General features: G+C 52.2%; 22 protein-coding genes and 1 tRNA gene. 16 read left to right on the top strand and 7 right to left on the bottom strand.

Annotated features, from left to right (window positions below):
- The first annotated feature begins 16 nt into the window (after positions 1–16).
- The 9 genes from ybiB (at position 17) to HKT17_RS12380 (ending at position 9,440) form a co-directional block, all read left to right on the top strand.
- A complete protein-coding gene (ybiB, locus tag HKT17_RS12420) occupies positions 17–1,015 on the top strand; it encodes a DNA-binding protein YbiB (protein ID WP_171100457.1) in 999 nt (332 codons plus the stop codon).
- Positions 1,002–2,231: a BaiN/RdsA family NAD(P)/FAD-dependent oxidoreductase gene (locus HKT17_RS12415; RefSeq protein WP_171100455.1), complete on the top strand. Its 1,230-nt coding sequence runs from the start codon at positions 1,002–1,004 to the stop codon at positions 2,229–2,231. The genes ybiB and HKT17_RS12415 overlap by 14 nt, the downstream gene beginning before the upstream one ends.
- 177 nt (positions 2,232–2,408) lie before the next feature.
- On the top strand, positions 2,409–2,621 hold the full coding sequence (gene rpsU / locus HKT17_RS12410; protein ID WP_105027193.1) for a 30S ribosomal protein S21: 213 nt from the start codon (positions 2,409–2,411) through the stop codon (positions 2,619–2,621).
- A gap of 10 nt (positions 2,622–2,631) precedes the next feature.
- The gene (locus tag HKT17_RS12405; RefSeq protein ID WP_105027192.1) at positions 2,632–3,078 is read left to right on the top strand and encodes a GatB/YqeY domain-containing protein; all 447 of its coding nucleotides are present in this window, start codon (positions 2,632–2,634) and stop codon (positions 3,076–3,078) included.
- A 107-nt stretch (positions 3,079–3,185) separates the two neighbouring features.
- Positions 3,186–5,066 (top strand): DNA primase, encoded by a 1,881-nt coding sequence (gene dnaG, locus HKT17_RS12400; RefSeq protein ID WP_171100453.1) that lies wholly within the window; start codon positions 3,186–3,188, stop codon positions 5,064–5,066.
- A gap of 272 nt (positions 5,067–5,338) precedes the next feature.
- Entirely contained in the window at positions 5,339–7,795 is a 2,457-nt protein-coding gene (rpoD, locus tag HKT17_RS12395; protein ID WP_171100451.1) for an RNA polymerase sigma factor RpoD, read from the top strand.
- 19 nt (positions 7,796–7,814) lie between these two features.
- Positions 7,815–7,890: transfer RNA gene (locus HKT17_RS12390), tRNA-Ile, on the top strand.
- 13 nt (positions 7,891–7,903) lie between these two features.
- The gene (locus tag HKT17_RS12385) at positions 7,904–8,962 is read left to right on the top strand and encodes a hypothetical protein (protein WP_171100449.1); all 1,059 of its coding nucleotides are present in this window, start codon (positions 7,904–7,906) and stop codon (positions 8,960–8,962) included.
- Position 8,963: 1 nt separating this feature from the next.
- A complete protein-coding gene (locus tag HKT17_RS12380; protein WP_171100447.1) occupies positions 8,964–9,440 on the top strand; it encodes a 2'-5' RNA ligase family protein in 477 nt (158 codons plus the stop codon).
- On the opposite strand, the gene HKT17_RS12375 is transcribed toward HKT17_RS12380, so the two are convergent.
- Positions 9,441–9,923 (bottom strand): YqaA family protein, encoded by a 483-nt coding sequence (locus HKT17_RS12375; RefSeq protein ID WP_171100445.1) that lies wholly within the window; start codon positions 9,921–9,923, stop codon positions 9,441–9,443.
- Positions 9,924–9,979: 56 nt separating this feature from the next.
- Entirely contained in the window at positions 9,980–10,384 is a 405-nt protein-coding gene (locus tag HKT17_RS12370) for a BLUF domain-containing protein (RefSeq protein WP_171100443.1), read from the bottom strand.
- A gap of 267 nt (positions 10,385–10,651) precedes the next feature.
- On the opposite strand from HKT17_RS12370, the gene flgM reads away from it, so the two are divergent.
- From flgM to HKT17_RS12340, 6 genes are all read left to right on the top strand, one after another.
- A complete protein-coding gene (flgM, locus tag HKT17_RS12365) occupies positions 10,652–10,948 on the top strand; it encodes a flagellar biosynthesis anti-sigma factor FlgM (protein ID WP_171100442.1) in 297 nt (98 codons plus the stop codon).
- Positions 10,949–11,148: 200 nt separating this feature from the next.
- Positions 11,149–12,261, top strand: coding sequence for a ferredoxin reductase (locus HKT17_RS12360; protein ID WP_171100439.1), 1,113 nt, complete (start codon positions 11,149–11,151; stop codon positions 12,259–12,261).
- Positions 12,262–12,291: 30 nt separating this feature from the next.
- Complete coding sequence (locus HKT17_RS12355) at positions 12,292–13,383, top strand: fatty acid desaturase family protein (RefSeq protein ID WP_171100437.1); 1,092 nt, start codon at positions 12,292–12,294, stop codon at positions 13,381–13,383.
- 108 nt (positions 13,384–13,491) lie between these two features.
- Positions 13,492–14,007 carry a porin family protein gene (locus HKT17_RS12350; RefSeq protein ID WP_171100435.1) on the top strand — a complete coding sequence of 172 codons (516 nt, stop codon included), beginning with the start codon at positions 13,492–13,494 and terminating at the stop codon, positions 14,005–14,007.
- Positions 14,008–14,223: 216 nt separating this feature from the next.
- Positions 14,224–15,150: an ABC transporter substrate-binding protein gene (locus HKT17_RS12345; RefSeq protein WP_205882430.1), complete on the top strand. Its 927-nt coding sequence runs from the start codon at positions 14,224–14,226 to the stop codon at positions 15,148–15,150.
- A 12-nt stretch (positions 15,151–15,162) separates the two neighbouring features.
- On the top strand, positions 15,163–17,436 hold the full coding sequence (locus HKT17_RS12340; protein ID WP_171100431.1) for an ATP-binding protein: 2,274 nt from the start codon (positions 15,163–15,165) through the stop codon (positions 17,434–17,436).
- A gap of 19 nt (positions 17,437–17,455) precedes the next feature.
- On the opposite strand, the gene HKT17_RS12335 is transcribed toward HKT17_RS12340, so the two are convergent.
- On the bottom strand, positions 17,456–18,274 hold the full coding sequence (locus tag HKT17_RS12335) for a class I SAM-dependent methyltransferase (protein WP_171100429.1): 819 nt from the start codon (positions 18,272–18,274) through the stop codon (positions 17,456–17,458).
- 132 nt (positions 18,275–18,406) lie between these two features.
- Here HKT17_RS12335 and HKT17_RS12330 point away from each other — a divergent pair, with 132 nt between their 5' ends.
- Positions 18,407–18,769, top strand: a complete 363-nt coding sequence (locus HKT17_RS12330) for a phage holin family protein (RefSeq protein WP_040513453.1) — start codon at positions 18,407–18,409, stop codon at positions 18,767–18,769.
- 15 nt (positions 18,770–18,784) lie between these two features.
- On the opposite strand, the gene HKT17_RS12325 is transcribed toward HKT17_RS12330, so the two are convergent.
- From HKT17_RS12325 to HKT17_RS12310, 4 genes are all read right to left on the bottom strand, one after another.
- Positions 18,785–20,740 carry a methyl-accepting chemotaxis protein gene (locus tag HKT17_RS12325; RefSeq protein ID WP_171100427.1) on the bottom strand — a complete coding sequence of 652 codons (1,956 nt, stop codon included), beginning with the start codon at positions 20,738–20,740 and terminating at the stop codon, positions 18,785–18,787.
- Between the two features lie 95 nt (positions 20,741–20,835).
- Positions 20,836–21,567, bottom strand: coding sequence for a sulfite exporter TauE/SafE family protein (locus HKT17_RS12320; RefSeq protein ID WP_171100424.1), 732 nt, complete (start codon positions 21,565–21,567; stop codon positions 20,836–20,838).
- On the bottom strand, positions 21,564–21,950 hold the full coding sequence (locus HKT17_RS12315; RefSeq protein WP_171100422.1) for a hypothetical protein: 387 nt from the start codon (positions 21,948–21,950) through the stop codon (positions 21,564–21,566). The genes HKT17_RS12320 and HKT17_RS12315 overlap by 4 nt, the downstream gene beginning before the upstream one ends.
- Positions 21,947–24,142, bottom strand: a complete 2,196-nt coding sequence (locus tag HKT17_RS12310; RefSeq protein WP_171100420.1) for an amidohydrolase family protein — start codon at positions 24,140–24,142, stop codon at positions 21,947–21,949. The genes HKT17_RS12315 and HKT17_RS12310 overlap by 4 nt, the downstream gene beginning before the upstream one ends.
- Positions 24,143–24,239: the final 97 nt, after the last annotated feature.

Here is a 24,239-nt window from a genome sequence, read left to right as displayed (position 1 = left end):
TATTTTTCAAGACCCTATGTCCAACTCCGCTCAAGCCGACAAATTTTCTTGTGCCCCCTTCATTAAAGAAATTGGTCGCGGGAAGGATGGCGCACGTGGCTTGCCCCGCGAGCAAGCGAAAACCCTGTTTTCAGCCATTTTGCGCGGTGAGGTGTCGGATTTTGAACTGGGTGCAGTACTCATCGCATTGCGGGTCAAAGGCGAAAGCCACGACGAGTTGATTGGTTTTTTGCAAGCCATTGCCCAGCACTGGCCTGACGAAAGCCATTCGCCTCATTTTCACACCCTGCAGGCGCTCAACGCGCAATCCCGGGCCGAGGGCAAACCTGTCATTGTGATCCCCAGTTACAACGGGGCGCGGCGCAAACCCAACTTCACCCCCTTGCTGGCAGGCCTTTTGGCGCAACGCGGCTACCCTGTACTCGTACATGGTTTGCAAAGCGATTTCACCGGGCGCGTTACCAGTGCGCAAGTGTTTGCCCATTTAAACTGGAATGCCGTTCACATGCCCCACACCGCACCCGTGTACATGCCCATGGCGCAAATTTATCCGCGTATTGAAGCCTTGTTGCAAACCCGCAAGGTACTGGGTGTGCGCAGTTGCACCCACACCTTGGTCAAATTGATGGTGCCAAGCGCATTCAGCAATGCGCTTCTGGTGACCAGTTACACCCATCCAGAATTCTGGAATTTGCAACGCGAGGTGCTGTGCGCAACAGGCCACACTGCGCTGGTGTTGCGCGGCCATGAAGGCGAACCAGTGGCAGCCCCTTACCGCAGCCCCCGAATGGATGGTGTGAAGGCTGGCGGCACCTGGTGTATTTCCGAGCCCGAAAACCTGTTTACCGAACAGCCTGATCCACACCCCGATATTGACGCAGAATCAACCGCACGTTTAATTGAAATGTGGTTGAACAATCCGCAGGAAATGCCGCATGGATTTGCGCGTCAGTTGGATGCAATTGAGGCTGTTCACCAAGCACCAAACCAAGCAATAAGCCATGCAGCAATTTGATGTCATTGTGATTGGTGCCGGTGCTGCCGGCCTCATGTGTGCCGCGCAAGCCGGGCAGGGTGGTTTGCGGGTCGCATTGCTGGACCACAGTGAAAAACTGGCTGAAAAAATTCGGATCAGTGGTGGTGGGCGTTGCAATTTCACCAATGTGAAGGTGTCTGAGGACAATTTCATATCTGAAAACCCAAGGTTTGCCCGCTCCGCCTTGGCGCGTTATACACCTGCCAATTTTATTGCGCTGGTGAAGCAATACAACATACCCTTTCATGAAAAACACAAAGGCCAGTTGTTTTGCGACCGCAAAAGCGACGACATCATTGACATGCTTGCAGCCGAATGCAATGCAGGCAAAGTGAAGTGGTTTCGCCCCCACAGCGTAAATGCAGTGGAACATGACGGTAGCCAGTTCAAATTAAGCACTACAGCGGGTGCCTTACAGGCCCGCAATGTGGTTGTGGCCAGTGGGGGCTTGCCAGTGCCCAAAATTGGCGCCACCGATTTTGGCCTGAAGCTGGCCAAGCAGTTTGGCCACGCACTGGTCGATCAACGACCTGCACTGGTGCCGCTGACCTTTGATTCTGCCCAGTGGGAGCCCTTTGTTGAATTGGCAGGGGTTGCGTTGCCGGTGTACAGCCGCGGTAGCGACCCCCACGCCCCCTGGTTTGATGAAGACTTGTTGTTTACCCACCGGGGCTTAAGTGGCCCCGCCGTGCTGCAGGCCTCTACGTACTGGAACCCGGGCAAGCCAATTACGCTTAACCTGGCCGGCAAGGACACAGACGCGGCGGCGCTACAAACCGATTTGCTGAAAGCCACGCTGGGTGCAAAAGCCAATGCCGAGAACTGGTTTGCTGCGCAAGTGCCGCACTGGCCCAAGCGTTTGGTGCAAGCCTGGCTGAACAAACCCGAATTGCAGTCGCTTGCCGGGCGCAAAGTGGCGGAGTTGGGGAAAAAACAACTTGGGCCCTTGGCGCAGCGAATTGCAGCCTGGCAGTTGGTGCCCAGTGGCACGGAAGGCTACAAAAAAGCCGAGGTAATGCGGGGCGGTGTCAGCACTGCTGATTTGCAGCCCAAAACACTCGAGTCGCGCAAAATTCCAGGCCTGTACTTTATCGGCGAGGTGGTGGATGTAACTGGCTGGTTGGGTGGTTACAACTTCCAGTGGGCTTGGGCCAGTGGCTACACTGCGGCCCATGCAATATTGGACCAAAAATAGTTGAAAACCCTTGAGAAAGCCGGCTTTCGCATGGTACTATCTCGGTCTTTGCCAGATTCTTGGCGGTAACTCTTTGCTCTAACGCATTGGGTTTTGCATAAAAAAATATGTGAAATCAATGGGTTAGGGGTTAGAAAAGAGCTGAAAAACAACTTACGAACACCCGATTGGAGCCATATGCCAAACGTTCGCGTTAAAGAAAACGAGCCATTTGAAGTTGCCCTGCGTCGCTTCAAGCGCACTATCGAAAAAACAGGTCTGTTGACTGAACTGCGCTCACGCGAGTTCTATGAAAAGCCAACCGCTGAGCGTAAGCGCCTGAAAGCTGCCGCCGTAAAGCGCCACTACAAGCGCCTGCGCAGCCAAATGTTGCCCAAGAAAATGTATTGATTCGTTTGGCATGTCACTGAAAGCGCAAATTCTTGAAGACATCAAGCAGGCCATGAAGGCCCGTGAGCAGGCAAAGCTCACAACGCTTCGAATGCTCTCAGCGGCAATCAAACAAAAAGAGGTCGACGAACGCGTCGAACTCGACGATGGGGCGGTTCTCGCCATCATCGAAAAGCAAATCAAGCAACGAAACGAAGCCGCCATCCAGTTTGAGCAGGGTGGTCGGCCAGAGTCGGCCGAGGTTGAAAAAGCCGAAGCTGCTGTTTTGGCATCTTATCTTCCCGCGCAATTGTCCGAAGCAGAAGTTGTGGCCGAAATTCAGGCCATTGTTCAGGCAGTGGGCGCAACTGGCCCGCAAGACATGGGCAAAGTCATGGGCGCAGTGAAAGCCAAGTTGGCTGGAAAGGCTGACATGAGCAAAGTATCTGGGCTGGTCAAGGCCGCTTTGGCCAAATAAGCTGGCCCATCGCAAACCAACTGCTCGTTTCCTCCCCTTTGGGTTTGTTATTCTAGAAGTCGGGCCATTGGCTCTGATTTTTCTGCATGTGAATTCACCCAAACTGCATGATTCCTCAAAGCTTTATTGATGACTTACTGTACCGCCTCGACATTGCCGATGTGGTGGGGCGTTATGTGCAGTTAAAAGCGGCCGGGGCTAACTTGCAGGGCTTGTGCCCATTCCACAACGAGAAGTCTCCATCATTCACGGTCAGTCCGTCCAAGCAGTTCTATCACTGTTTTGGTTGTGGTGCACATGGCAATGCAGTGGGATTTGTGATGGAGCACCTTGGGCTTACCTTCCCCGAGGCCGTTGAAAACCTGGCGGGCAATTTGGGCATTGATGTGCCTTATGAAAAAGGCATGGATGTTCCGGCCGAGGTGCGTTCCGAGCGGGAAGAGCTGGTTGAGTTGCTGACACGCGCTGCCAACTATTACAAGGCACAGCTTAAAAAAAGCCCGGTGGCCATTGATTACCTGAAGAACCGCGGATTGACTGGGCAAGTGGCCGCCCGCTACGGCATGGGTTACGCGCCCGATACTTACCAAAACCTGGAAGCCGTGGTCGAGAATTACGCAAGCAATACCCAGCTGGATTTGGCCGGGCTGACCAAAATCAGCGACAGCAACCGTCGGTACGACGCCTTTCGTGGCCGCATCATGTTCCCGATCCGAAATGCCAAAGGGCAAGTGATCGGGTTTGGTGGTCGCGTGCTGGGCGATGAAAAGCCCAAATACCTGAATAGTCCCGAAACACCCGTATTTTCAAAAGGGCACGAGGTGTATGGCCTGTTCGAGGCGCGCCAGGCCATTCACAAAATGGGTTATGCCCTGGTCACCGAAGGCTATATGGACGTGGTGGCCTTGGCACAGTGGGGTTTCGAGAACGCAGTGGCCACGCTCGGTACAGCAGTAACGCCTGATCATGTATTGAAATTATTCAAACAAACTGACCGGCTGGTTTTTGCCTTTGATGGCGATGGGGCTGGTCAAAAGGCGGCATGGCGCGCCCTGCAGGCCTGTTTGCCACACGTTAGCGAAAACAAGCGGGCCGATTTCATTTTCCTGCCCGCCGAGCATGATCCCGACTCTTTTATTCGAACCGAAGGGCCAGATGGCTTCGAGGCCATGGTGGCGCAAGCCGCCTCCTTGTCAGAATTTTTGGCGCGCTATCTGGAGCGCAACTACCCCCTGCAGCAAATTGAGGGCAGTGCGGCTGCTATTTCATTTTTGAAGCCTTTAATTGTGCAAATGCAGCCCACCGTTTACAGATCGTCGTTGTTGCGTGCATTGGCGAATTTGCTGGGCGCCACACCCATGGAGCTTAGCCGCCACTTGGGTTTGAAAAGCCGCGAGGGCGGGGGTGATTACTTTTCGCCGAAAAACAAGGGGCAGTTTCAGGGTGGACAGCAAAATGGGCAGCAGGGCAAATTTTCCGGCAAGAAGTTCAGTAAACGGTTTGGAAAGTTCGACGACGAGCCATTACAAAACAATTGGGGCCCCAGGCCCACTGCAAAATCGCCGTTATTAAGCCTGGCTGCGCGGGTTATTCGCGCACCCCAGCTTGTGGAGTTGTGTAATTCATTGCTTGAGCTGTACGAGCGAGAGCAAGACCCCGCAGCCGAGGTGCACAGTTTTGTTCATTTGCTTGAAAAAGTCAGAAACGACCCCAACTTGCTTGAGGCGAGGCTTCAACATGCCTTTAATGACGAAGTGCATCAAAATTGGGTTAACTCGGTTCTGAAAGAAGCGCGCAGTTTGGATGATTCCCTCGATTTTGAAACCGAGTTGCGTTCTGGCGTGTATCAATGTAGCGAGCTGTGGTTTAAGGCTGAGCTGGAGCGGCTAACCGCCGAGATGCCCACTCAGGGGGAGCAACTCCGTTGGTATCACGAGTGCATGCAACGCTTCCAAGAATTAAAACAAAAGCGAGTTAATCAGTTATAATTAAGGGTTACGGTGCAGCTTTTGCATCTTTTTGTAGTGCGCATTTGCGCATTAGGTGGCTGTTATTGAGTTGTTCAGGGAATGAATGTTCAAAATACTCAACATTTTTTCAAAAACACAGGAACAGAAAGCCAAATCCGGCCACAAAACCAAGTCTGCGAAGTCACAAACCGTGAGTTCTCAGCAAACCGATACACACACAGATTCCTGGTGGCCAAAAGCCGGAGAAGGAATCCTCCACTAAGGCATCCAAACGCAAGGGAGCGTCGTCAATGGCAGGGAAGAAGGTTTCTCCTCAAAAGGCAACTGTAAAAGAAGCGAAAGTAAACACCGTGGTTAAGAAGACAGAATCCAAGAAAACAGCACCTGTTGCTGAAAAGCCTGTGAGCAAGAAAGCCGCTGCGCCCGCACCCGCACCTGTTGTGGCCGATGAAACGCCCAAGCGTGGCCGCAAGCCCAAAGTGGTTGAAGCTGCTGCCGAGCCAGTGGCCAAGGCAGCCAAGCCTGTAGCCAAAGCGGCGGCCAAGCCCGCCAAGGTGGCGGAGCCCGTTGCTGTTGAGGAAGTGCAGCCCAAAAAACGCGGTCGCAAACCCAAGGTGGTTGAACAGGCGGCGCCAGCGCAAACCGCTGAAGCCCCCAAGGGGCGTGGACGCCCGCCCAAGGCTGGCAAGCCCAAGGCTGAAGAAGAGGACGACGAGGACATCGATTCCGGTGCAGACGCATCGATCGACTCCGACGATGTGCCCGAAGACGACGATTCAGATGCCAAAAAAGCCGACCTGGTGATCATGCCCAAGCGTGGTCGCGGCTCCAAGGCCAAAGACAAAGCGCTGATCAACTCGGCTTACCTCAGCTCGGCCAACGCCACTGTTGAAGAACTCGAATTGCGCCGCAACCAGCTTAAAACCCTGATCAAAATGGGTAAAGAGCGCGGCTACCTGACCTTTGCTGAAATCAACGACCACTTGCCTGACGATGTAACCGACGGCGAAGTGATCGAAGCCATGGTCAGCACCTTCCACGACATGGGTATCACTGTTTACGAACAGGCCCCTGACGCGGAAGCCTTGTTGATGAACGACAACGCACCAGTGGGCACTTCTGCCGAAGACGCAGAAGAAGAAGCTGAAGCCGCGTTGAGCAACGTTGACTCTGAATTTGGCCGCACCACCGACCCCGTTCGCATGTACATGCGTGAAATGGGTACGGTTGAGTTGTTGACTCGCGAAGGCGAGATTGAAATTGCCAAGCGAATTGAAGCTGGCCTGAAAGACATGGTGCAAGCCATTTCTGCGTGCCCAGCTATTGTCGAAGACGTGGTTGGCCTGGGCCAGCGCATTGCTGAAGGTTTGTCGACGGTAGATGAAGTGGTTGACGGCATCGTTGACGACTCAATTACAGACGACATGGTTGAAGCCGCAGCGCCTGAAGAGGTTAGTGACGACGAAGACAGCGATGACGAAGAAGAGGGCAATGACGGTGGCACCACCTCCGGCATGTCGGCCCGTCAGCTGGAAGAACTCAAGAAGAATTCGCTGGTGGTTTTTGCTGAAATTGAAAAGCAGTTTGCCAAGCTGAAAAAAGCACGTGCAGATGGTGGCTACAATTCTGCGGCCTACAAAAAAGCCAAGGAAGCGATTGCCGAACAGTTCATGAAAATTCGCTTCACTGCCAAGCAGGTTGAGCGCCTGTGCAGCATTTTGCGTGAGCAAGTGGACAGTGTTCGCAAAATTGAACGTGAAATTTACGACATCGCCGTAAACCGCGTGGGCGTGCCCCGCGAGCAGTTCCTCGATAAATTCCGTGGTCATGAAGTGGAAGCGGCCTGGGTAGATACATTCAGCGCATCGAACGCGGCTTGGGCTGAAACCTGGGCGCGTAATATTCCTGCGATCAACGAATTGCAGCAAAAGCTGGTTGCCATTCAAGACGCGGTTTCTTTGCCTTTGAATGACTTGCGCGCGATCAACAAACAAATGGTGTCCGGTGAAAACCGTGCCCGTTTGGCCAAGCGTGAAATGATCGAGGCCAACTTGCGTTTGGTGATTTCGATTGCCAAGAAGTACACCAACCGTGGCTTGCAATTCCTGGATTTGATCCAGGAAGGCAACGTGGGCTTGATGAAGGCGGTGGACAAGTTTGAATACCGCCGTGGCTACAAGTTTTCGACATATGCCACCTGGTGGATTCGCCAGGCCATTACCCGCTCCATTGCTGACCAGGCACGCACCATTCGTATTCCGGTGCACATGATCGAAACCATCAACAAGATGAACCGTATCAGCCGTCAAATTCTGCAGGAAACCGGTATTGAGCCCGATCCCGCCACCTTGGCCGAGCGCATGGAAATGCCCGAGGAAAAGATTCGCAAGATTCTGAAAATCGCGAAAGAACCCATTTCGATGGAAACACCGATTGGCGACGACGACGATTCTCACTTGGGCGATTTCATCGAAGACAACCACACTTTGGCCCCGCAAGACGCTGCACAGTACAGCAGCCTGCGCTTTGTGACCAAAGATGTACTCGATTCGCTGACCCCACGCGAGGCGAAAGTGCTGCGCATGCGTTTTGGTATTGAGATGAGCACCGACCACACGCTGGAAGAAGTGGGCAAGCAGTTTGATGTAACCCGCGAGCGGATTCGTCAAATTGAAGCCAAGGCACTTCGCAAGCTGCGTCACCCCAGCCGTTCAGACAAGCTGAAAAGCTTCCTGGAAGGCGAATAAAGCTTTTGAAAGGTAAAGTGGGGCTGTAGCTCAGCGGTTAGAGCAGAGGACTCATAATCCTTTGGTCGAGGGTTCGAACCCCTCCGGCCCTACCACATTGATTGGAAAATGCCTTGGGTTAGTCACCCAAGGCATTTTTTGTTGCGCCGTCATATTGTCTTTATCATCCAATTATTTGAGCGGATGATGAGATTGATGAGGAATTCTGTGTACTCAGTGATACTTAGCCAACACCAAGGTATAGGGCGGCGGCAAGGTTTGTCGACACAGAAAATTGACGCCCTTAAGCGTGAATTTTCCAATCCGGCAAAGTTCACGAATCCTTCTGAAACCAGCGTTTTTGTCGCAGGCTCGTTGGGGCGACACGATTCAGGTGAGAATTCTGATTTGGATTTATTTTTGACATCCAGTGCCGAAGTGCCTATCTCTCATCTTGATAACGTTAAATGTTTGGCCTCGATACTTGGTGTGTATGAGGAGTTGGGCTATGGGCAGCCTAGCAATGACGGTGAATTTCTAAAAATATTCAATATTCCACAGCATGAGTCTTGTGTTGGCTCTGCCAGAGATGATGGGGTCAATTGGTTTACGGTGCGAATGCTGATGTTGCTGGAAAGTAAGCCGCTTACAGATCCGCAGTTGTATCGAAGACACAAAGAGGAAATTCTTAAGTTCTACTTTCGCGACAGAGACAACGGCAGTCAATTTAAACCTCTGTTTTTATTGAATGATTTGCTCAGGTTCTGGCGAACGTTGTGTTTGAATTACGAGAATGCAAGATCGGGGCCTACACGTTCATGGAAGAAGCGAAACTTCAACTTGAAGTTTAGTCGGATGCTGACAGCATTCAGCACGGTGTTGCCAATGGTTTTACAAAGCCATGTTAATCAGGAGTGGCTTTTGGATTTAACAGAGAAAACTCCACTTGAGAGGCTGGCTGTTGGTTTGGACATGTTAGATGATGCACAATTAAGTCGTGGGTTTACAATTTTTTTGGACGACTACGAGTTTTTCTTGCACACTAAAGAATATCAGGATTTCAATTTGCTTGATGACCCCACCAGGATGGCTTTGAATGACAAGGCTGGGCAAGTCTCCAGTTTTTTGTTTTCGGCCTTGCATCATCCCAGTGTCTCACCTGAATATCGACAGTACCTTGTAATTTAAAATGGCCAACGCTCAACAGATTCTTACGCTAGAAGTGAAAGACAAAAAGATCCAGGATCTTTTTGTCGATCTTCGTTCGCGCTTTAATCGCGTTGGAAAAATACCCTCAAGCCCCCACGTAACGATACGCGGCCCATACAAGACAGCGGTGTCCTCTCGCAGATCCAAGCAGATCATGCAGAGACTTTCCCACGAACCGAAGCTGCGATTGTCGGGTGTAGGACGCTTTGAATTGGCGGATTGTCATGTGGTGTATCTATCGGTTCAAGGCGAAGCGCTAAGAAAGGTCTGGTGGAAACCAGATTTTCCAATTAACCAGTTCGGCTTCAATCCCCACATCACAGTATTCAAAGGGGATAAAGAGTCGGCTGACCGAGTTTTTGATGCGCTCACCCAATTTTCCGTTGAGTGTCCAATTGAGCTTTTTGAACTAAGAGTAGATGTTATCGGTCAGGGCGCTTTGAATTTCGAAAACTGATTAACTGTTAATCCACTTCAGGCCCTGAAGCGTCACCTTCGAAATGACATAAAACCGAATAGCCCGGCCCAACACCACTGCCGGTAAAAAAGCCGCCAAGGGCATTGCGCCTGCGCCTGCGGCCAGCGCCAGTGTTTTAAAGGGAATGGGCGCAAATGCCGCGATAAACAAAATAGGCGGGCCGTATTCAGCCATCAGTGTTGTGGCCTGGTTTATTTCTTCCAGGTTAACCGATTGTGCCCATGTGGCCAATTCACCTGCGAATGCAAACCCAAGTAAGTACGCTGAACAGGCACCAGCCACCGAACACAGCACGCATGCGATCATCAGGGGTTTCCAGCGGTCTGGGCGACCTATGATCATGGGCGGCAACATGATGTCGCTGGGCACGGGAAAAATGAATCCACCCAGGTAGGTCAGCAGACACATGGCTGCAATGCCGAAACGGCTGTTGGCCAGTTTCTCGCAAATGGATTTGAGCATGGCCTAGTGTCGCTTTGGGGGATTGGTCAAGTGTTCTATATTGACCGAGCAATGTTTCAGGTCTTAATCAGCAGGGCGTTGAATTCACGTATCACCTGCGTAAATGCGTCTGCATTCAATGTTTCCAGGCGATGCGCTCGCAACTTGGCAACGTGTTCAAAGGTCAGGGGTTCTGCTTCGATAACACCCATGGTCCAGTTGTCGAACATGCGCTCTTTCATCGGAGAGATTTGAATGATTCGACTGTCGGTGTGCCGCTTGTCGTCGAGAATTTTCATGTAGGTGCGCAGCACATTTTGCTCTGGCCCTTCAAGCACTTGCATGAACATGCCACCTCCGTGAACCAGCACGCCTGTGATTCCCGCTGCGCTGTTGTTTTTCCTGGAGATCAACAAGATTTCTTTCAGCACTTCTTCACTGAAATCGGACTTGGCCTGGCTGCAATACAAAAGACGAATCATGAGCAGCACTCCGGGTGGGTTGGGGGTTTGGCGATTTGATTTCACTATGTTAGTGGGTTGATTTGATCGCGCGTCGATAGAGGATATGGGTAATTTGGGTGGCAATTCCCGCTTTGTCGGGATTTACTCGGCGCTGGCTTCTTCATTTTCTGACATGTTGTCGGCCGAAGTCCTGTAATCATTTTCCTGTGTGCCTGATTTATATCGGGAATCGTTCTAAGTATCTTTTTGTTTTTCCGCCTCAACAAACCAACCTTCAGCATCATCATGATCTCTGGCGACAAATCCCCGATAGCCTTCACCATGCCCGATCCCAAGAAGGCGGACGCATTGGCCGCCTCGCGCCCACCGGAGGTGAAAACCGCCGCGGACCGGGATGGTGCCAGCGTGGTGGTGTCGATCTCAAGGCCAAGAGGCACCATGTTGGCAGACAGTACCACCCCGTTTGATGCGGACAAGGTGGAAATGATTCGCCGTCAGCTGAGTGAGGGAGGCTTGAAAATTGATGCCAGCATAGTGGCTGATCGCATGATTAATGATCAAAAAGCACTGTTGGGAGGGTAAATTCTCAAAAGTGTTCACTTAAAAAAGCCTTTTCAATTAAATAAAAAAATATCAATACAATCAATTATTTAGTCAATAAAATAAGTGTACAGTTGTACTCTTCTGACACTTTATTCTAGTTTTTTCAGCAAAATCTCTTGCGAAAAACAGGCGTTTTTAGTTACATTGGTGCACATCTGTTCACTAACGTGGAAAACGCAATGAGAACCAACAGCCAACTGTCCAACAAAGTAGTCCGCGGACTCTCCAAAATTCTGGGTCAGGAATTCGTTACCTTCTGGCTTGAGCAAGCGGGCAGCACCCATTCAAGCGATCGTTGTCTGGCCGAGGTGGTGCGTATTGATCGCGAGACTGCGGATGCAGTCAGCCTGTGGTTGCGCCCCAATGCTTTGTTCAAAGGTTTCGAGGCTGGCCAGCACGTGAACCTGAGCATTACGATTGATGGTGTGGTGCACACGCGTTCATACAGCTTCAGCAGCGCCCCCACTGAAAGTGGGTTGGTGCGCCTGACTATAAAGCAAACTCCAACGGGTCTTGTTTCACGTTATGTAGTGAACCAACTTGAAGTGGGCACTGTGGTGGAACTGGGCGATGTGTTTGGTGACATGACCCTTGCACACACTCAGCCCACATTGAGCCAACAACGCCCCAGCATGTTGCTGCTGGCAGCGGGCAGCGGTATTACACCCATGATCAGCCTGATTGAAGAACTGGAAGTACAGGGTTGGCCAGCAGATGTAACCTTGATGAGCTGGGCGCGCAACCCGGAAGACGTTCTGTTCGATTCAAGTTTGAAAGCCAAAGCCGGCGAACATTTCAAGTATGTGCGCTTGCTGGAAAACGGTGCCAACCTGGCCGAAGGTGATTTGGCGGGTCGCCCCAGTGCGGAGCAATTTGCCGCTGTAGCGGGTACTCTGGAAACGACCGATGTGTACGCCTGCGGCCCCGATGGCTTCATGACTGCGCTGCGCGGCATTTTGGGCGACACGCCCAAGAGCTTTCACGCCGAATCATTCACCCCCATGGCCTTGAGCATTGATGAGAACGCCGAGGTAAAAACATTCACGGTGACCCTGACCAAAAGCAACCGCATTGTTGAAGTAAGCAACAACAAGCCCCTGTTGAAAGCACTGCAAGAGCAGGGCATTAATCCCCCACACGGTTGTGGCATGGGCATTTGCAACACCTGTTCATGTGAAAAGCTGACAGGCACCACGCAGAACATGCAAAACAAATCGGTGTGCGGCACCAACAACACGGCGCTGCGTTTGTGTATCAACGCCGCCCAAGGCCCGGTTTCCCTGGACCTCTAAAAGCAAAACCTAAAAATACTGGAGCAAATCATGAGAAAAGCTGACCGCAAATTGAGCCCCGCTGAACTGGAACAGTTTGGTGCCGAGATTGAAGCGATTCGCCAGAAACATTTGGCGGATGTGGGCGAACGCGATGCCAAGTACATCACCAAAATTGAAAAGGCAGTGCGCTACACCGAAATCGCGGGCCGTGGCCTGTTGATGGCCGGTATTTTCCCGCCGGCATTCATTCTTGGTACCTTGACTTTGGGCGTGTCGAAAATTCTGGAAAACATGGAATTGGGCCACAATGTGATGCATGGTCAATATGACTTCATGCAAAACAAGCGCCTGATGGGCCAAACCTACGAGTGGGACACCTGGTGTACCGCCGATAACTGGCGCTACAGCCACAACTACCGCCACCACACCTACACCAACGTGCTGGGTGAGGACCATGACATTGGTTATGGTGTGTTGCGCCTGTTCCCTGAACAAAAATGGGAACCTCGTTTTTTGGCCAACGTACCGCTGATGGTAATTTTGGCTACCTTCTTTGAAAATCTGTTGGCTTTGCAAACGCTTGAACTTGAAAAAGTTATCAGCGGTGAAAAAACCCTGAAAGAAACCAAAGACCGCGCCATTCCTACTTTCAAGAAAGCGGGTCGCCAAATTGCGAAAGATTATGTGTTCTTCCCGCTGTTGGCAGGTCCCTTCTTTTTGCCGGTGTTGGCAGGCAACTTCCTTGCGAACATCATTCGCAATTACTGGACCTTTGTCATCATTTTCTGCGGTCACTTCACAGCTGATTCCGAAGTGTTTGACAAGTCGATTATTGACGGTGAATCGCAAGCCCATTGGTATCTGCGGCAGTTGAAGGGTTCTTCAAACCTGACAGGCGGCAAGCTGTTTCACATCATGTCTGGCAACCTGAGCCACCAGATTGAACACCACCTGTTCCCCGAGGTGCCAGCGCACCGTTACGCAGAAATGTCGGTTGAAGTGCAGGAAATTTGCAAGCGCTACGGTCAGCATTACAACAAGGCTTCGCTGCTCAAGCAGTTTTCTACCGTGGTGGGCCGCGCGTTCAAGTACAGTCTGCCAAGTTTGAAGCGCAAGAATCAGGAACCATTGGCTGCCTGATTACCGTGAATCACGGGTTTTTGTAACCCGTTGGCTGATTTCCCGCGTTAGTGATTGAGCACTCCCCAAGGGGTGCGCAGTATCCATAACAAACAAAGGAAGTCAGCCATGAAAAAACTAATTTCTATCGCCGTTTTGTCTGCAGCCGCAGCCAGCCCTGCCTTCGCGGAAGGCCCTTACCTGGGCGCCACTTACAACAGCTTGGGAATTACTGATAGCCGAATTGGTGGTGTCGAGCTTGATGTTGATACCTTGGGCGTGGTTGGTGGCTACGAGCTTAGTCCCAATTTGGCCATTGAGGGTCGTTTGTTGACCGGTGTGGACGAGGAAAACTCGGGCGCATTTCGCGCTGAGGTGGATTCTTACATTGGTGCCAACCTCTTGGGCAAATTGCCCTTGAACAATCAGTTCTCGCTGTACGGCACTTTGGGTTACGGTTTTCTGGATGCCAATGTCAGTGGCCCTGGCTTTAACACCAGCGACGACGACGGCGCACTGAGCTATGGCGGTGGTGTGATGTACACCGCAGGCAGCGTGAACATTCGTGCAGGTTACGAGATGCTGTATGACAAAGACAACATCGAAGCCGACGGCTTGAATTTGACTGCCACTTTTGCCTTCTAAACTCAAGTAACTCAGGGGTGCGCCGCGTGAGGTGCATCCCTCTGTCCACGCCTTGCTACACTCCTTGAGTGTTTGATCATTCAATGTCCAGAAGAGATGGCTTTTTGTGTTTCTTCTTGGTAGTTTTCTGATGTAACAATGCCCCTACACTTTTGAGGGGTCCTTTGGTCATCGAGAGTTTGAATGGTTCGCACCGCACTTTTTCTCAGTTTCTTGTTGTCATCACTTGTCGCCCAAGCTGCGCCTTTGCGCATTGGCGTGTCTGAAACCTTGTTGTCTTTGCCTTTGTACGTGGCTGAAGCTGAAGGGTTTTTTCAGAAGCGGGGGGTGAACGTTGAATTCGTGAACTGCGTGGGTGGTAACCGTTGCATGAAAAATATGTTGGACGGTCAAACTGACCTGGCCACCGCCACCGAGTTGCCAGTGGTGTTCAACAGCTTCTCGAGAAACGATTTTGCAATTTTGACCAGCTTTGTCAGCGTTTCAAACGACTTGAAGGTGGTGGCCCGGGCTGAGGCCAAAATTAATGAACCAGGCAAACTTCGCAACAAAACCCTGGGTTATGTCAAGGGCAGTGCAAGCCAGTATGTGCTCGATTTGGTGTTGGTGTACAACGGCATCGACCCAGACACGGTGAAGTTAAAAGCCATTACCCCCGAAACAGCCCTGACAGCCCTGGCCACCAAGGAAGTGGATGCCCTGTGCATTTGGGAGCCTTTTGCCTCTCGCATCGAGCTGGAGTTGGGAACAGACGTGCAACTGGTGCCAATCCCGAAGCTGTACACCGAGACATTCAATTTGATTGCGATGCAAAGCGTAATCAGAAACAAACCACAGGAACTTGAGCGCGTTGTACAGGCTTTGAGGGACAGCACCCGGTTTATTCAAACCCACCCGGAACAAGCCAAGGCTTTGGCTGCCAAGCGGTTGAAAATTCCGGTGCTTGTGGTGGACAAGATATTTGATGACTACCGGTTTCGTTTGAGTTTAAACCGCTCTTTGCCGCGCACAATGGAAGGGCAGGCGCGTTGGGCCCTTCGTGAAGGGCATGTGAATGTTAATTTGCCGCAACCCAATTACACCGGTTTTTTTTACCCCGCCTTTTTGAAAACAGTAGACCCTGGCGCTGTGTCGCTTCAATAAAGGGAAGTTAGAGTGCGTGTTGCCACCAAAATCAACCTTGCCATTCTTAGCACCATTGTGTGTGCTGTGGTGTTGGTGTTGGGCAATCTGTTCATTCTCAGTGAGCAGTTCAAAGGCTTGGAGCAGTCACAGAAAGCACAAAGTATTACCCGTTTGTCCTCCAGCCTGTTGGTGCTGACTCAAGAGTATGTGCTGTTCAAATCGCCTTCTGTGGCGGATGCCTGGTTGCGCACTCAGGAAGAGCTTGAAAGATTGATCAGCTCCACGGTAAGCCCCTCGGTGGCACCGCAAGAACTGTCGGATATTCAAGGTAGCTTGGCCGAGCTAAAACCAATTTTCAATGAACTGAACAACAGCACAGTGCCCGGGAATAACAGCCCGGCGTTTTTAGAACGCCGTGAAAGCCTGATTGTGGAGCGCTTGATTGCCGAAACCCAGGTAATTTCCGAGTTGGGTTACCAATGGGCCACACAAGTGAATGATGCACAGGCGCGAAACCTGAAAGGTTTGACCCTTCTTGAATCGGTGGGTTTGGGTAGTTTTGTGGTGGTGATCGCCTTGTTGGTGGTGTTGATGCGCACGGGTGTGTTGAACCCGCTGGCCAAGTTAAAACGAACAGCCGATGAAATTCGCAACGGCAATGAAGATGCTGTGTGTGAAGTAAATTCCAACGACGAACTGGGCGATGTGTCCAAAGCCGTGAACCAGATGGCTCACAACCTTGCGCACAAAAACAAGCGATTGCGGGAGGCCAACACACGGGTAGAAATGGCGAGTCAGGCAAAAACAGAATTTTTGTCGAACATGAGCCATGAAATTCGGACGCCATTGAACGGAATTGTGGGCCTGACTTATTTATTGAAGGACACCTCGGTGTCGAGCAATCAAAAGTTGTTGCTGGAGAGCCTGGAAAAAACATCGCGCAACCTGATTGATTTGGTCAGCGATGTGCTCGATATCTCCAAGATTGAAGCGGGCAGCATGGAGCTGGAGTCCAAGCCCTTTTCGACACTGGAGTTTATCGACAAGGTGTCGGGAATCATGACTGGCGCTGCGGCGAACAAGCCAATCGAGTTGATTATTGAACCACCTGCTCACATGCCATGTGAATTGATTGGCGACGAGCTGCGTTTCCGTCAAATTGTAGTGAACCTGGTGGGCAACGCCATCAAGTTTACGCAGGTGGGGCATGTGCATTTGCTGTTGCAGGTGTTGTCGAATCAAGATGGTGTTTGCCGCATGCGCGTGGAAGTGCGAGACACCGGGGTCGGTATTTCACCGCAAGGGCAAGCCAACCTGTTTCGACAATTTCATCAGGCCAACACCTCGGTTGCACGGGAGTTTGGTGGTTCTGGTCTGGGTTTGAGCCTGGTTAAAAAGCTGGTTGAGTTGATGAACGGCAGCCTGGGTTTCAACAGCGAGTTGGGCTGTGGCAGTACCTTTTGGGCCGAGCTTGAATTCGCTGTACCCAAAGGTGGCGCAAGTACTTTCACCGAGACAGGTGAATCGGTGCTGCTGGTGTCTGACAGTGAACTTCAAACCCAGGCCTTGCTCAACGCCGGTAACTTGGTGGGTCGTCAATTGATTACCACTGACAGCCTTGATGAGGCACGCAAGCTGATGGTCAGCACCCCCGGGGTCGCTGGCGTTGTGCTGGACTTCCCCAAGCGACAAATTGATCGACTGGCGTGGATTGAGTTTGTCAAGGCCATGGGCTTGATGGGAGTTCCCTGTGCCGTGCTGCTGGGCAGTGATGACACACGGCGTTTGTTGGACAAAGGCATCAGCGAAATTTTTAGCGCAATTTATGTGAAGCCCTTAACCCCGCTTCAACTTCAGAGTGCATTCAAAAATGCGGCACCGAACCTGGCCACGCGAATGAACTCGGCAATTGCGGCACGCGATAAAATGAATTTGTTGATTGTGGATGACAGCGACCTGAACTTGAAGGTGCTTGAAGGAATTTTGGTGCGCAAGCAAGCCAACATTACCAAAGCCAACAATGGGCTGGAGGCATTGTCGTTCTTGTTGCAATACGGCCATGGTTTTGATGCGGTGGTGATGGATGTACAAATGCCGTTGATGGACGGACTTGAGGCCACCCGAGAACTGCGCAAACAACCTTTCAATGCAAATTTACCGGTGATTGGTTTGACTGGTGAAGTGGGGCCGGAAGACGAAAGACGTGCCCTTGAAGCGGGCATGAATGCGGTGCTGCACAAGCCGTTGCAACCCGAAGACCTGATGTACATACTCAACAAGCTGGTCAAGCCGGTGAGTGCTTGACCGGTGCGTGTGCCCCCGATTACTTGGCTGCAACAATCCACATATTGTCACTGGTGGGCTGCCTGTCTGCCAAACCAAATTGCACCACCTTCATGCCTTGCCGAACAATGAGTGCTTCCAGGTTTTCGGGCGTGAAGTAATTCACGTGGTCGGGCAGGCGAAAGCCACACCATTTTTCGGCGCGAATTTTTCGGTTCCATGAGCCATAGTTTGGAACCTTGATAATGACTACGCCGCCAGGTTGAAGTACCTTGGCCACGCCTTGCAGTAGACCGTTGGGCTCTACTTCGTGTTCAAGAAACGCGCTCATCAGCACACCGGCGAAGTGGTTCTCGGGCAGCTTTTGAATGCCGTTCAGAGCGTTGTCGTGCATGATGCTGCCGCCCCGAGGCTCGACCAATTCACTGGCCGCCTGTGCCAGGGCTTTGGACACTTCAATGCCATGGGGTTGGTATTTGGTGGGCAGAGTGGCCAGCAAACCGCCGGCGGCACAGCCAATGTCGAGTACGCGACCACCGGGAATGTATTTTTCGATCAGCTCGGGCAACTTGTTGCGCTTGAGTACTTTTTGCCGAAAATGCTTGAAGGCGCGGCTTAAGCCTTGCTTCACAGGTTCGCGTTCTTCGCGCACCTGGCGTTCGGTTTCTGATGTTTTTTCCCAAGCGAATTCTTCGCTCAAGCGTTCATAAACCGGTGCGCGTTTCAGATACACAAAATGGCATTTGTTGCATTCAATCATTGGCCACTCACTGCTGCCGTAGCTAAGTACCTGTGCGTCTTCTGCGCTGTTTTGGCAGAAGGGGCAGCTGCGGGAGACGAGGCGTTGAGTGACATCCATCAGAAATTCTCGTTGTTGCTTAATGTTGTTGCTTGATATTGTGCACCAACCGGTTTTGTCGAAATGTGATAGCTTGGCAAGCAAGCGTTTTGATTGTACATCACTTGTTTTCTGAACTTGGAGGGAATGGATTTGAAACTCTTGCTGAGCTGGGTTTTACACGCAGTGGCACTGATGGGGGTGGCCTACCTGCTGCCAGGCGTCGTTGTCGAGGGGTTTTGGGCAGCATTGTGGGCTGCATTGATTCTGGGTTTGGTAAACACAATTGTGAAGCCTGTATTGCTTATTCTGACATTGCCTTTGACTGTATTAACCCTGGGCCTTTTTTACTTCATTCTGAACGGTTTGATGTTTTACTGGGTGGGCTCCATTCTGGAAGGTTTTCAGGTCAATGGTTTTTGGTGGGCTGTGTTGGCCGCCCTGTTGTATTCCCTGTTTGCGACTTTCTTGAGCTCGATCCTGTTTCAGGAAAAGGTCAGGATCGAGCGAATTTAAACCTTGATTGATGCTTTACGCTTGCTGGGTTAACTTGAATTTGCCCATGACGGCGTCCATTTGATTCGACAGGTTTTGTAGTTCTGTAATCACCTGGTTAACTTCATGGGCGACGCCTTGACTTTCTTCGGTCATGCGCGCAATTCGTTCTACCTGCTGGGCAATGAGCGTTGAGGCCGAGCTTTGCTCTTTCAGGGCCTCTGTAATTTCGGTCACTGCGCGTTCGGCATCGCTGGTGTGGTGGTTGATGGCTTCCATTTGCTGGTCGGCACCCGTGGAAGAGCTCTGACCGAGGTTGATCATGTCGGTCCAGCCAGTGACTTGCTCAACGGCTGAGCGCGTCTCGTGTTGAATGTCTGAAATCAAGGCTGAAATGCTTTTGGTCGACGATGCAGTTTTCTCGGCCAGCTTTCGTACTTCGTCAGCCACCACCGCAAAACCCCGCCCCTGTTCCCCAGCGCGCGCCGCTTCAATGGCCGCATTCAGCGCAAGCAGGTTGGTTTGGTCGGCAATGGCGTGAATCACCTGAATAATGCTGGAAATGTTGTCAGACTGATTGCCCAGGTTGTTGATACTTTGCGCCAGATTGCCCGATGCGGTGCCAATTTCCTCCATGGCCTGGCGGGCTTGTTTTACACTCTCGCGACCACTTATGGACGATTGCCCTGCCTGATTGGACAAACCAAGCGCCTGGCTGGCATGGGTATGTACCTGGCTGATCGATACAGTCAGTTCTTCGACCGAAGCGGCCACCGCCGAGGCGGAGTCGGTTTGCTCTTGCACGCTGCTTTTCACCTGTGAGGCGGCAATCACCAAGGTGTTGATGGTGTCGGCCATTCGGGTGGAAGCATCCTTTACTTCGCCCACCAGGCTGGTCTGTTTTTGACGAATGTTCTCGAGTGCTGCGCGAATTTTGCTGATTTCATTGCTGCCATGGCTGTCAATCGGTTTGGACAAATCTCCCATACCGATAATTTTTGCATGCGCCAAAATCTGGGCGATTTCAGTGTTGGTGTCTTTGAACACCACATAACCCAAGGCCAAGGCCAGCAAAAGTACTGCCAAGGAACCAGCGCCTGCCTTGATCAGCGTGCCTTGCATGCCCGAGATGCGCTCTGTCAGGTCGGCTTGCAAGGTTTTGTTCAAACTCTGGCTCAGCTGAAATCCGGTGTTGACGGCTTCGCCAAGCAAGCCAACCATGTTGGCATGGCCCGTGACGCTGTCGTAATTCAGGTCTTTGGCCGATTGTTCTTTCACCCAGGCCGAGATGCTGTCAATTCGTTGGTCAATGGTGTCAATTTGTGCGCGCGTGTCAGCGGTAATTGCACCGCCCGCAGCGGCTGATTTCTCGGTGGCTTCACGAATTTCATCCATGGCCCGGCCCAAAGTGCCAAGCCGTGACTGTACGAAACTCAAAGTAGCTGCGGCATCGCTGTTGGGGTTGCGAAGGCGCCCCTCCAGTTCAGACAAATACTCGATGACGCGTGGCAGCTGAAAGGCCATGGGGCTCATCATGTAGTAGCTGGGAAGGAAGGGGTCCAGTGTCAGTTCACTTTCATCGGCCAGCTGGCGCACCAGGGTAACCAGTTGATTGCCCAGTTCTTCGGACTGGGCATCGGTGGTGTCCTTGTTCAGCGCTTGCGGCAACAGGGCTGTTACTTGCTCCAGGTTACTGGCTGTGACGGGCCAGCTCTTTGGCAATTCTGTTTTGGCTGCTTTCAGGGCTGCGCTGAGATCGCCAACAGCCCCGGCCTGTTTTTGTGCTCGATCTGCCAGGACCCTTTGCATTACAGGATTAATTTTTTCCAGAAAAACGGCACCGCGCAACTCGTTTTCAGACGAATTAATCAGCGTGTTGATTTGCGTATACATTTGCTGAAACAGAAAGCCAAAAGCCAGCAAAAGCGGCAGCGCGATGATGGCGCATTTCTGGGGCAATGTCAGCGAGTTTAGCGTGCGTTTGAATACCATGGGGCAACCTTCAGTGGCGTGTGAATTGTGTTCAACCTTGAGTGTGGAACACAATTGATCGCTTGGTATCCCTGTTGAATGGGAACCCGAAATGGTTAGTTGCCGGCTGTTATAAGCGCGCTGATGCCTTGGTAGACCAAACGAAGGGCCAATGCGGTTAGCAGCCAATTCAGGATGAGCGTGAATTTTTCCTCGGGCACACGTGTCAGTAGCCTGGCACCCATCAGGTTGCCCGCCAGTGTGGCCAGGCCAATGCCCAACAACAGCGGCCAGTACTCTAACAGGCTCACGTTCAGGCTGGAAAATGCAATTACCTTGATGCCGTGTTGAATCACCATGGCCATGCCATGCGTGCCCACCACCACTTGCCTTTCCCAGGCAGATTTTGGCAGCACCGACATCACCAATGGGCCGGTAGCCCCCAGCACCAGGCTAAGGCCGGTGGTAATTCCACCCGAAGCTGCGGGCGGCCAGTGTGCAAGGCGCAACCAAGCGCTTTTCCAGGTGGCCAGCACAATGAACAGGCCCAGCAGCACTTGCCCCACGGGCACTGGCATATACAGGGCCAGCGGTGTGATCAATGCCCCGCCAACAACAGAACCCAGCAGAAAGGGCTTGATGTAGGCCCAATTGATGAACTTGCGTTGCACCAACACACGGTTGGTGTTGGACATGAGTTGGGCTGCGCCGTGCAGGGGAATCAGTATGGCGGGCGGTACCAGTTGCGCCATCAGTGCCAGCAACACCACGCCACCACCAATTCCCGTGGCAGCCGTGATGCTGGAGGTGATGAATGCTGCAAGGCTGAGCAGCAACACCAAAGTCATGGCGTGACTTCGATGCTGCCGATGGTGGTGCCAGAAATATCAAGCTCGATGGCGTGTGTGCCCGGCGCATTGGCCGCAATACTGACCAATGTGGTTTGATTGCCTGGAAGTGGCACGCGTGCATCCAGCCCTTCAACAATCAGGGAATCGGTTTGATTGCTGTGGACCAAAAACTGAATACGCTGCCCTTGGCGAACGGTTGCACTGTAGGAACCCGTTGTCAGGCTGCCGTCGATGATGGACAAAGACTCCAGTGCCTGTGCGGCATCGCCTTGCGCAGCAGGGGCATGTGCGTTTTCAGTGGGCAATGATTGGACGTAAAGGTAAGCCCCGGCCAGCGTGGCGCTGGCCAGGCCGAGGTAAACAAGTGCGCGTTTGTTCATGGATTGATTTGAGGTCGTTTCGCTGTAGTTCTTTCCCACATTTGAATATACACCTCGGCTGAATTGTAGAGTGCCTTCAATGCCTCGTTGCCACCCTCGAGGCGCAATTCTTCGACCCAGTCCGCTTTTAGCCCGTAGTGGGCCTGTCCTTCAGTATTGGCATCAAACACGCGCTCGCCACTGGTTTGCTTGTCAAATTTCACTGGGCTTACATTGGTATTGAATACACCGGCCCAATCGGGTCCCTGGAACAGTGTGAACGGGTAAGTAATTTGTGGGCGGTCAGCGCCCCGCGGGCCTGCCTGGGCACCAAGGCCGTTGGTGTCGGCACCAAAACCCATGGCGAAATCAAACTGTTGGCTTTTCAGCGGGGCGATTACTTTCAGGTCCTCAGTCCAGCTTTGCGCATTGCCTTGGTAGGGATAAATAATGCCGCCCGCCGCCAGAATTTTGCGACCCTGTTCCCTGGTAATGCCGCCGTGTGCACCGTGGGTAGAAACGAGTGGGTACTTGGGTTGCTGGCGATCGGCCATCTCGATCAGATCGCCCTTGATGCTCAATTCCATGTGGTCCACTTCAATGATGATGCCTTTTTCCATCAATCGTTTAAAGGCGTATTTGCCCAGTTCGGTCAGGCCGCGGCGATTACACTGGCGCTGGTTTTCACCCGTGGGGTAGATTGGGGCCACGCCCGGGTTGTTGGCAATCAGTGCCTGCGTCAAAGGGTCGTTGCCCAAACCGGGCGCTGAAGTCATGACCGCGCCGGGCTGACGCAAAATGTAATCGGCGTAATTGTTGTCGCCACCGGGGCAATCGTAGGTTTGCCAGAAAGCACCGGTATCCAGAAAGTTGCCCACGTTCAGCACTGCACCATCGAAAATGCCGTTGCCGCCAAATGCGTTGTCAAATTCGTGAATGGGGAACATTTGCCGCACACCCAGTGCGTGAAGGCGATCCAGTTGCTTGTCAATTTCTGCTTCATCACACAGGTTTTGTCCCAGTTTGATGCCGCAGTTGAACAGGTGTGAAATTTCAATACCCAACACCACCGCCAGCTTGCCCTCGTTAATTACTTTGCGGGCTTCAGCAGGGCTGGTCACGATGCGGAACCAGCCTTTCCCAGGGCCACCTTCCTGGGCGTCAATGTAGCTTTCAAGCTGTTTGACATACTCAATCTGGGTAACTGCGCTTTCCATTTCATTGCAGTTTGCAAGGGGCCTGCCTTTGCTCACTTTCACCAAATTACACAGGGTTTCGTTTTCCACCAGGTTGGTCACGAAAATACGCAAGCCGGCTTGCCAGGCTCGTTCCAGCCATTTGTAATACAAGCCTTCATGGGTAAGCGCGTCGGCCGCAGGCCAGCTGCGGAAGGTGGGCCAGCCCTCGGTATCGTGGCTGGCTTGTGGTGAAAACTTGAACAGGTTGTCGACCAAATCAAGCCGGCCCATTGGGCCATGGTTTGCCTCGCAACTACCCAGCGCCTGTGTTACACCAAACCGGTGGTGGGGCGTACCATGGTGTGCGCCACCCAAAAAGGTGGTGGCAGTGATGTGGTTGTGCACATCAGCAAAACCTTTCACAGCGCGGTTCAAACCGGCGCCAGCAAAGGTGCGGCCTTCGGTGTTGGTGGAAATTTCAGGAAACTCGGCACAGCCCGTGGCTTTTACAAACTGAAAAAGGGTTTCTTCACTGTTGCCTGCGCTTTCCACAGTACCCAGGCCATTGCTGAAACCCAGAAGGGCCAGCTTCATGGTATTGCCCGTGTTGGTCAGGGAAAAACCACCGCGACCTTTTTCATCTTCCTGAACTGCCCATTCAATTGAGTCGGAAAAGGCGGTGCTGCTGCCCACCGGGGTGCCTGCCGAATTGCCCACGGCCTGCATCATGGCATCGTCGCGGTTGTAAATCATGTACTTTCCCAAAGCCGTGGGCTTGAGGAAAAAGGGCGCTGCGTTCACCGCAGTGGCCTCGGTGACGCCGTAGCTACCATCGCTGCGCAACGCCACAAATTTGTTGTTGGCGAGAGACTGTATTGCGACACATTGATTTGCAATATTGAATGCCGTGGGCACCGCCTCGACTTCGTTGGGTGTGGTGCGCCCATCGGTATTTCCGGCGGTGGTGTTCGAATCGGAATTGCAAGCGGCCAGGGCTGCACACAGCACCAAGGTGCCAAGTAGGGCGTGTCTCATGTCTCGTCTTCCCAGGGTCTTTGTGACTCGATTGGTTCTACAAATTAATACTGACAATTGGTCATTTCAGATTCAGTAAACTGCACCCCCCATTTAG

The organism is Limnobacter sp. SAORIC-580, from assembly GCF_013004065.1.
GTDB classification, from domain to species: Bacteria; Pseudomonadota; Gammaproteobacteria; order Burkholderiales; family Burkholderiaceae_B; genus Limnobacter; species Limnobacter profundi.
This window is presented reverse-complemented; position numbering and strand designations above follow the sequence as displayed.